The sequence below is a fragment of the Tychonema sp. LEGE 06208 genome (assembly GCF_015207505.1).
Taxonomy (GTDB): Bacteria; Cyanobacteriota; Cyanobacteriia; order Cyanobacteriales; family Microcoleaceae; genus Microcoleus.
On sequence record NZ_JADEWT010000074.1, the window covers coordinates 24,495 to 32,605 of the forward strand.

At 45.8% G+C, this 8,111-nt stretch carries 9 protein-coding genes; 3 read left to right on the top strand and 6 right to left on the bottom strand.

Features of this window, described 5'->3' with window-relative positions; all coding sequences use genetic code 11:
• Positions 1-163: 163 nt before the first annotated feature.
• From IQ263_RS18810 to IQ263_RS18815, 3 genes are all read right to left on the bottom strand, one after another.
• On the bottom strand, positions 164-517 hold the full coding sequence (locus tag IQ263_RS18810) for a hypothetical protein (RefSeq protein WP_194069222.1): 354 nt from the start codon (positions 515-517) through the stop codon (positions 164-166).
• Between the two features lie 381 nt (positions 518-898).
• Entirely contained in the window at positions 899-1,246 is a 348-nt protein-coding gene (locus IQ263_RS29925; protein ID WP_339384891.1) for a cation transporting ATPase C-terminal domain-containing protein, read from the bottom strand.
• Positions 1,132-2,916 carry a cation-translocating P-type ATPase gene (locus IQ263_RS18815; RefSeq protein ID WP_228050173.1) on the bottom strand — a complete coding sequence of 595 codons (1,785 nt, stop codon included), beginning with the start codon at positions 2,914-2,916 and terminating at the stop codon, positions 1,132-1,134. Before IQ263_RS18815 ends, IQ263_RS29925 begins: the two co-directional genes overlap by 115 nt.
• 340 nt (positions 2,917-3,256) lie before the next feature.
• On the opposite strand from IQ263_RS18815, the gene IQ263_RS18820 reads away from it, so the two are divergent.
• Positions 3,257-3,661: a BON domain-containing protein gene (locus tag IQ263_RS18820; protein ID WP_194069224.1), complete on the top strand. Its 405-nt coding sequence runs from the start codon at positions 3,257-3,259 to the stop codon at positions 3,659-3,661.
• Positions 3,662-3,793: 132 nt separating this feature from the next.
• Here IQ263_RS18820 and IQ263_RS18825 read toward each other — a convergent pair whose 3' ends face one another.
• Complete coding sequence (locus tag IQ263_RS18825; RefSeq protein WP_194069226.1) at positions 3,794-4,171, bottom strand: hypothetical protein; 378 nt, start codon at positions 4,169-4,171, stop codon at positions 3,794-3,796.
• A 90-nt stretch (positions 4,172-4,261) separates the two neighbouring features.
• Here IQ263_RS18825 and IQ263_RS18830 point away from each other — a divergent pair, with 90 nt between their 5' ends.
• Positions 4,262-4,732 (top strand): sensor histidine kinase, encoded by a 471-nt coding sequence (locus IQ263_RS18830; RefSeq protein ID WP_228050174.1) that lies wholly within the window; start codon positions 4,262-4,264, stop codon positions 4,730-4,732.
• 78 nt (positions 4,733-4,810) lie between these two features.
• Complete coding sequence (locus tag IQ263_RS18835; RefSeq protein ID WP_194069228.1) at positions 4,811-5,362, top strand: DUF3124 domain-containing protein; 552 nt, start codon at positions 4,811-4,813, stop codon at positions 5,360-5,362.
• Positions 5,363-5,572: 210 nt separating this feature from the next.
• Here IQ263_RS18835 and IQ263_RS18840 read toward each other — a convergent pair whose 3' ends face one another.
• Both IQ263_RS18840 and IQ263_RS18845 read right to left on the bottom strand, forming a co-directional pair.
• Positions 5,573-6,853 (bottom strand): glycosyltransferase family 4 protein, encoded by a 1,281-nt coding sequence (locus tag IQ263_RS18840; RefSeq protein ID WP_194069230.1) that lies wholly within the window; start codon positions 6,851-6,853, stop codon positions 5,573-5,575.
• Positions 6,854-6,950: 97 nt separating this feature from the next.
• Positions 6,951-7,703, bottom strand: coding sequence for a class I SAM-dependent methyltransferase (locus tag IQ263_RS18845; protein WP_194069238.1), 753 nt, complete (start codon positions 7,701-7,703; stop codon positions 6,951-6,953).
• Between the last annotated feature and the right edge of the window lie 408 nt (positions 7,704-8,111).

Here is an 8,111-nt window from a genome sequence, read left to right on the forward strand (position 1 = left end):
CTGCCTGCTGCCTTAAAACTTAGATTTCTAGCTTGGCTCCAAAAGTGAGATGCTCTCGCTGAAAGCCCACATTCATCGACCGTCCAATTTTTGAGCGGGTTTTGGACGTTCTGATTCGCGGGACTAAATTCCTCGAAGGTCATCGTCCTTTCTTACCTTGAATTTACGTAGCATCACAGACACGCCACGTCAGAATCTCCCAACGTTTAAGGACAGGTTCAGCAATCACGATCTCATTTTCTCTTGCCTCCATGACGATCCAATAATCTCCCTGGTTAAATCTGTCATTGTAAATTCTTGCTTGTTCTTCTGGCACCAACCATCCTTGAAGTGCGCCATATAGAGCACCAGAAGTTGCAGCAATCCCACTTCCAAAGAAAGTTGCTAAAATGCTTTCCACCCCTAAGGCCTGACCAATACCGGGAATTAGCAGGCTGCTGAGTCCAACAATCAAGGCTAGTGAACCTAGTCGTAAGCTGTTGTGCAAATAAACATTGTATATTTTGATGACAATCAAAAATCGTCAAATTCTCTCCCCCTCTCCCCTGATCCCCATCGGACCCTCAATCGCCATACACAATCTATATGAGCAACAGCTTATGCTACCTACGATCGCGCCTACTTGTGCACCTGCTGCTCTTGTGATTAAAATTTGCTGCACTCCCAGAGAGTCCAAACCATCATTGTCAGAAGGTTTAGCAATCACTGAAATCTTGTGCATGGGGAAGCCCCTGCTTTTTAGCTCAACTAGCGCCTGCTCTGCGTTTCGATGATTAGTAAATAGGCCACTAGCACGTTTGAGGTTTTGGTAATTCATGAGAAATATTCAATATTCAACGCTACAAAATTGGTAAATAGTGTGTAAAATTGCTGGCAATAGCCGCATCACAAAAACCACTTAGTTCAGAGGTGGAAAACGCTTTAGCAAAGCTGACAAAGCAATCATTGGCAGTCCGAATCCGATACAAATTAAGCCTTGGATTGGGTTCAAAGCTTCAGTGTTGAATAACTGATTCATAATGCCCCATTGGCTAAACAGGAATTGGAGAATGAAAATAGCCGCAATGCCGACCGCTACCGCGTAGCCAACTGATTCATCTTTACCGCGCAGTTTGGCAACGATCGCCGGAACTAAGCGACAAAAACGGGAGCCTCTTGGGTTTGATTTAGTCCCATTTGGTGCGCGATCGCTGCTGCTGTTTTGGCACGATCGCCGGTCATCATCTTCACCTGAATTCCCGCAGATCGACAGGCTTGAATCGCTTGAATGGCTTCGGGGCGAGGCGGGTCGATCGTGCCTTGCAGACCCAAAAAAGTTAATCCTTGCTCAATATCAGAATACTCAATAGAAGATTGAGAAGCGGGTACAACTTTCTTTGCAAGTGCCAGAACTCGCAGCCCTTTTTTTGTCATTCTGTCCGCGGCTTGCTCGATCGGCACGGGGTTGAGGGATCTCGCCTCTCCCTCTTCATCGAGCATCTGGCGGCACCGCTTGAGAATTGCCTCGATCGAACCCTTGACATAAATCAACCGTTCTGGGCGATCGTCATGTAAGGTTGCCATGTATTGAAACTGAGATTCAAACGGCAGTGTATCGAGCCGGGAAAGCGCTTCCTCCAGTTTCTCAGTAATTAACCCCGCTTTTTGGGCTACCGCAACCAGCGCCCCTTCCGTTCGACTGCCGATCGCAGTCCAGTTCCCGTCTTGCACGTCTAGGTAAGAATCGTTGCACAACAATCCTGCTTGCAAGCATTCATATAAAGCAGGTGCGATCGCCAGGTCAACGGAGTGTCCATTTACACAAATTTCCCCGTCTGGTACGTATCCTCCACCGCTAACCGGATAACGCCTTCCTCCTGCATCGATCTCTTGAACCGTCATTTGATTCTCAGTCAAGGTTCCGGTTTTGTCGGAACAAATCACAGTGGCGCTACCCAGCGTCTCAATTGCCGGAAGTTTGCGAATAATGGCGTGTTGCTTTGCCATCCGGGAAACCCCGATCGCCAGTGTCACCGTTAAAATCGCGGGTAAGCCTTCAGGAATTGCGCTGACGGCAAGCGCCACAGATGCCTTGAACACCTCAACCCAAGAAAATCTCTGGGCAATGCCTGCTGCAAAGGTGAAGGCAGCTAAGCCTAAAATGACATAGAGCAAGGTTGTGCTAAATTTGTCAATTTTGCGACTCAGTGGGGTTTCCAGTGTGGTACATTGCTGCATGAGTTGGGAAATGTGTCCGGTCTCGGTCATCTCGCCAATGTTGACGACGAGTCCGCGTCCCTGTCCAAACGTTACCAGGCTTCCGGTATAGGCCATGTTCGTGCGATCGGCCAGTGCAGCGTCTGCCTCTAGCGCCTGGGATTGCTTCTGGACCGGGACAGATTCTCCCGTTAACGCTGACTCATCCACCTGTAAGTCACGGACTTCGATCGGCCGCAGATCCGCAGACACTTTATCCCCAGAAGACAGCAAGACGAGATCGCCAGGAACCAGTTCGCTGGATGAAACCACTTGTTTTTGACCGTGGCGGAGAATGGTTGCCTCAGTTGCAACAGATTTTGCTAAAGCGGCGATCGCATTCTCTGCCTTTGACTCTTGAACGAAACCAATGGTGGCCTTCGTCAGAGCAACCCCCAAAATTACCCCTGAATCAATCCACTCTTTCAGAAATGCTGTTACTATGCCAGAGGCTAACAAAATGTAGATTAGCGGCTGATTCAGTTGCTGAAAAAATCGCAGCCAAGCACTTTGCTGCTTCTGAGCCGTTAGTTGATTGGGGGCGAGCTCCTCGGCCCGCTCTGCTGCCACATCGGAAGATAGGCCTATTTCCAGGTCACTCTCTAAAAGCCGAGCCACTTTCTCGACAGAGAGGTGATGCCAAGAGTGTTCTACTAATTTTTCTACATTGGTTGCAGTCATAACGTTTCTTGTCAAGCCAAGTGCTTGTCTGTTGTTTCGTCTTGTTTCTAGCGTCATTGATGAATGTGAGCAAAAAGTGATGGACTGATTTCTGTTGCTCACATTGGGATCGCATTTGCTCCCTATACTTAGGCAGAGAACCGATTGAGATAGCTTATGGACTTGCCAACTTTAGTTTACTGGATTTTATTTATTACGGTCTTTAATCGGGTTGTAAAAAGCATTACTTTTGATGGATGAACTATCGTACATTCACTTGTTAAGTTGAGATAATGAAAAACTTCATGCTGAGGTTTATCGGCAAAATTGCGTTTCACAATAAACAAAACAGACAAAGAGTATGCAATTATTAAAGCTATTTGCAAAAGGAATCAGCGTCAGCACTGTTGCAATTTTGGGTTTAGGTGCTTGCACCCCCCCCAATACTTCACAGACAACTGTTCCATCTACTTCTGCTCCCGCAACTACCACTGGAAATACGACTGTTCCAACCCCTGCTGCGCCTGCAACCACGACCGCACAGACGGCTCAAAATCAAGACATTGACGATATTGCCGATCGCGTAGAAGATGCCTTAGACTCGGATAGCACTCTCAAGCCCTTCGATTTGGACGCAGACGATCGGGATAATTCGATTGTCTTAACAGGGCGCGTTCAAACGGCAGAACAAAAAGCATTGGCAGAACAAATTGCTCGGCAAATTGCACCGAATATTTCCATCAATAACCAAATCGTCGTTCAGTAGTTCTCAATCCTCAAGCGGTAAGAGTATTTGGCGCTTCTTGCCACTTGAGGATTTGCTCGATCGCAGTGAGGAAACCTATGGATTTGCCAACCTTATTTGACTGGATGCGATCGCAATATTGAAACAACAAACTTATTCAACGATTTCGTAACGGACTAACTGGCGAACCTTTTGACGTGATAATTGGAGCTCGGGCGCGATCGCTACCTCTATCTGGGTTGCGTCAGTCATTGGGAATGCTAATTCCCATCGCTTCAAAATAGGTTCTGCTGTTTCCACCCCAACCTGGGTTCTTCCTTGTTTTCGGTTAATCACCGCGTCGAGCGGCAATATATTGACAGACACCGTTGCTTTAAGCTGGGTATCTGCCTGAAGTTTATTCTTTGCGAGCAGGGGTTGTTGTAATTCTTGAGCCATTAAGAAACTGGAACCAACCCAAAACGCGATCGCCACCAACGGCAATGGCAACAAAAACTCTGCGCCTGATGCTTTTAGCCAACGTCTAATCATTAACTATTCTTTCCCATCCGTTCTGAGGCTCCTACTATCTTTTTGCACTTTAATACAGCTTGCTTTCTCATAAAATCTAGCTTAAAGAAGATGCGCGAATCGCCTCAAACTCTAATGCTGAAAACTGCAAGCTGTGAAGGAAGCAAGCCGCTTGTACAATCTCAGAACCTCAAACTAACCTACGAGCCCTCTGAGCAACGGATCGAATTATGGGCTGACCCTGATTTGCTGTGGCAGGTAGTCGAAAACTTGCTCAACAACGCTTGTAAATACACGCCTGCTGGCGGAATGGTACAATTACGCTTAATTTCCCATCCAGGCTGGGCAATCATTCAGGTACTCGACACGGGCATCGGCATTCCAGAAGCGGACTTACCCTATATTTTCGATCGCTTCTATCGAGTGGACACTGAGCGATCGCTCGATAGTGGTGGATTTGGACTAGGGTTAGCGATCGTCCAACAGATTGTCGAGGCCCACGGTGGAAAAATTCATGTGACGAGTGAAGTGGGCAAAAGCTCAACGTTTCAGATTGAACTGCGGCTCAAATCTTATCGCTAAGCCGCCTCAAACGAGAGAGAAGGTTCACTCTGTTGTAGGCGTAACTGTAACAAATATTGTGTATTTGGATGAATGCCGATGAAGCTGAAACAGCATTTCTGGGTTGGTTGGGCGATCGCAGCGATCGTCATTACCTCTTGTTCAGAGCAAACTACCTCACAAAGGCAACAACCTGATACAAAACGTGAAACCTCATTGAGATCGGTCACGTTAGATCAAACAAAAGTTGTGATGGGACAAACCGTATATGTCCCTATTTACTCGCATATTTATCACTACAATAGCCCGGATAATGTGATGAATTTGTCAGCCACCCTCAGTATCCGCAATACGGATCTGACAAATTCGATTATTATTACTTCCGTGCGTTACTACGATACCGATGGGAAATTGATTAGGCAGGACATTAAGAGTCCAGTAGAACTAAAGCCACTTGCTTCCACAGACTTTTTCATTGCAGTAGATGATACAATTGGAGGCTCAGGTGCAAACTTTATTGTGGAGTGGGTTGCAGAAAAAACGGTTTATGAGCCTGTCATTGAAGCTGTCATGATTAGTACCTCCTTTTCTCAGGGCATTTCATTTGTCAGTCCCGCTAAAGTTCTCAAGCAACACAGGATGAAGAAATGATTTTAGGAGATTAGCTTACTGCTCTAGAAGGTAGTTTGCGACCAGTCTAGAAGCTATTGACGAACTGCTGTCAAAATATTGAATTTGGCAACTAAAACGTCCAGATGTTCCGATATTTATCGTCGAGTTGGTGCTCCTGTGCGACTACACTACACAGGAGAGGTTGTGACCAGGGCTTTAGTCACGACCAAATTTATTGCTACTTTATTGCTAAATTCTCACTCCAAAAGATGCGGCTAATTCCCGTTCTGGCTGCATACCAACTGTCGGCGGCATCGAACGATTTGCTATCTGTTCAATCAATTGTAATTGCTGCGGCAGCATTTTAGCTAAACTGTAGCGTTCTAGGGCGGTTTGACGGGCCATGACGCGAATTTCTGCCATGCGGGTAGGATGGTCTAAAACTTCGTCAATGCGATCGGCTACTTGTTTCGGCGAGAAGTAATCGACGATTAAACCGTTCTCTCCATCGCGGATAACTTCTCTCACTGGCCCGGTGTCGGAACCGATTACTAAACATCCTGTCGATAAAGATTCAATCATCGACCAAGATAGCACGAAAGGTCTGGTTAAATAAACGTGTACGTCGGATGCTTGAATTACTTTTAAATACAGTCCGTAGGGTAGCGGTCCGACAAAGTGCACTCGCGACATATCTAGCGGTACTTTTTTGAGCATATGGTCTTTGTAAGACTCGCCATTTGGTAAAGAACGACCGTAACAAACTCTGTCTGAACCAACAATTACAACGTGACAGTTGGGGCGGCGTTCTTGCACGTAGGCGATCGACTCAATGAACTCTGGAAAGCCCCGATAAGGTTCCATTCCCCGCGATACGTAGGTGACAATTTCATCAACGCCGGACAAATCTAAGTTAGGCAAAATTAGTTTAGCACCGGGATCGGGTTTGAAGTAATCCGTATCTACGCCGTCGTGGAGTACGGACAATTTTTGCTGCAATTCTGGGGGAAATTGCGATCGCTGCCAGTATGTAGGCGACAAACCCCAATCGCAAGAGTATAAATCGATCAAAATCGGCGCATTTTTGATTCTAATTCTCGCCATGTCGTCAACTGTTAAAGGTTCCGCCGGGTCGAAATCTGCATCGGAACCGATCGAGTGATAGAACCACTCGAAATAACACAACAGCGGCGTATTTGGAAAAGCTTCTTTGACAAACAGTGTCGGCCCCCAACCGGAATGTCCGCAAATAATATCGGGTACAAAACCCTCTGCTTTGAGTTGTTCTGCCATTCTAAACACGGCTTGTCCGTAGATGACGGCACTTTCTAAAGGGCGCACGTATTGGTGAGTCTGCGGGTTGGGTTCGCGGCTGGGGGTAAATGCTGCTTTGCGAACCCCGGGAATGTTCCATTCGGGACGCTCGTTTTTAGTGCCGAAAACAATTTGATTTTTGGGATCTGCGCCTAAAGCTGTGATTATGTGGCGGTACTGGGCGGGGAAGTTTGGGTGAAGAAATAATGCTTTCATTGAATGTTGACTGTTGACTTGGGCATGGGGCATTGGTGACTGTTGTTAGTTGTTATTGGTTATTTATTAACTGCTACCAATAACTAATAACTAATAACTAATGGCTAATAACTGATGACTGATGACTGATGACTGGCGCTTTGCATATCCAGACGCAATCTCGCGGTACTGAAGATGTGTTTTTCAGGATGATTTCATAGTTTAAATGGTTGAGAAATTTTTCCATAATTGTATCAGTCATTATTGAGAATGCCGTGCCATCTCTGCGTCCCAATAAGTTTTTTTCCCACTCGCTGGCGAATTTTTCCCAGCCCAATTCGGTGAGAATATTGCCGTGGTGAAAGACGCAAAGACGATCGCCCCGCAGCAGTTTGGGAATGCGTGTTAGGTAGTTGAATATGTCTACGGGTTCTACGTGTACCATTGTATCGTAGCAAAAGCAGACATCGGCTGCACCGGGGGTGATGCCGTCTAATGTTAAACCGTCGAGTTTGACGTAGGAAACGCGATCGTCTCCCAAGCGCGATCGGGCGGCTTGCAGCATTTGACTGGAAATGTCGGCACAAATTAGGCGATCGCAATATTTCAGCAGCAGCGAACCTGTTTTTCCGCCACCGATACCAATTTCTAAAACCCGATGTTCTTTTTTGATATACGGCGCTATAAATTGCTGTTCGATCAGCGCTTCGTATTCGGTTAAGGAGTTGGCGGCACCTGCGGCTTTACCTATCCATTCGTCGCCAATATGGGCAAGTTCGGCATTAGTTTTTTGCCACTGTTGGGCGTAACTGTCCCATGCCATTTCATAATCTACTCTTGGGCGATCGGCTGTCATTTTTTCAGAGTTCATTTTTATTCATTTTAGAGTATTGATGGTTTAATTTTAAATATGTTCCTCTTTCTGGTTTTCTGCTGGGACGGTATCTAGTATGGTGCGTCGCTATGAGATTTTAAATTTGATTCGCAGATTGTTCGAGGGCCGCGCACATACGGTATCTAATGACTAATGACTAATGACTAATGACTAATGACTAATGACTAATGACTAATGACTAATGACTAATGACTAATGACTAATGACTAATGACTAATGACTAATGACTAATGACTAATGACTAATGACTAATGACTAATGACTAATGACTAATGACTAATGACTAATGACTAATGACTAATGACTAATGACTAATGACTAATGACTAATGACTAATGACTAATGACTAATGACTAATGACTAATGACTAATGACTAATGACTA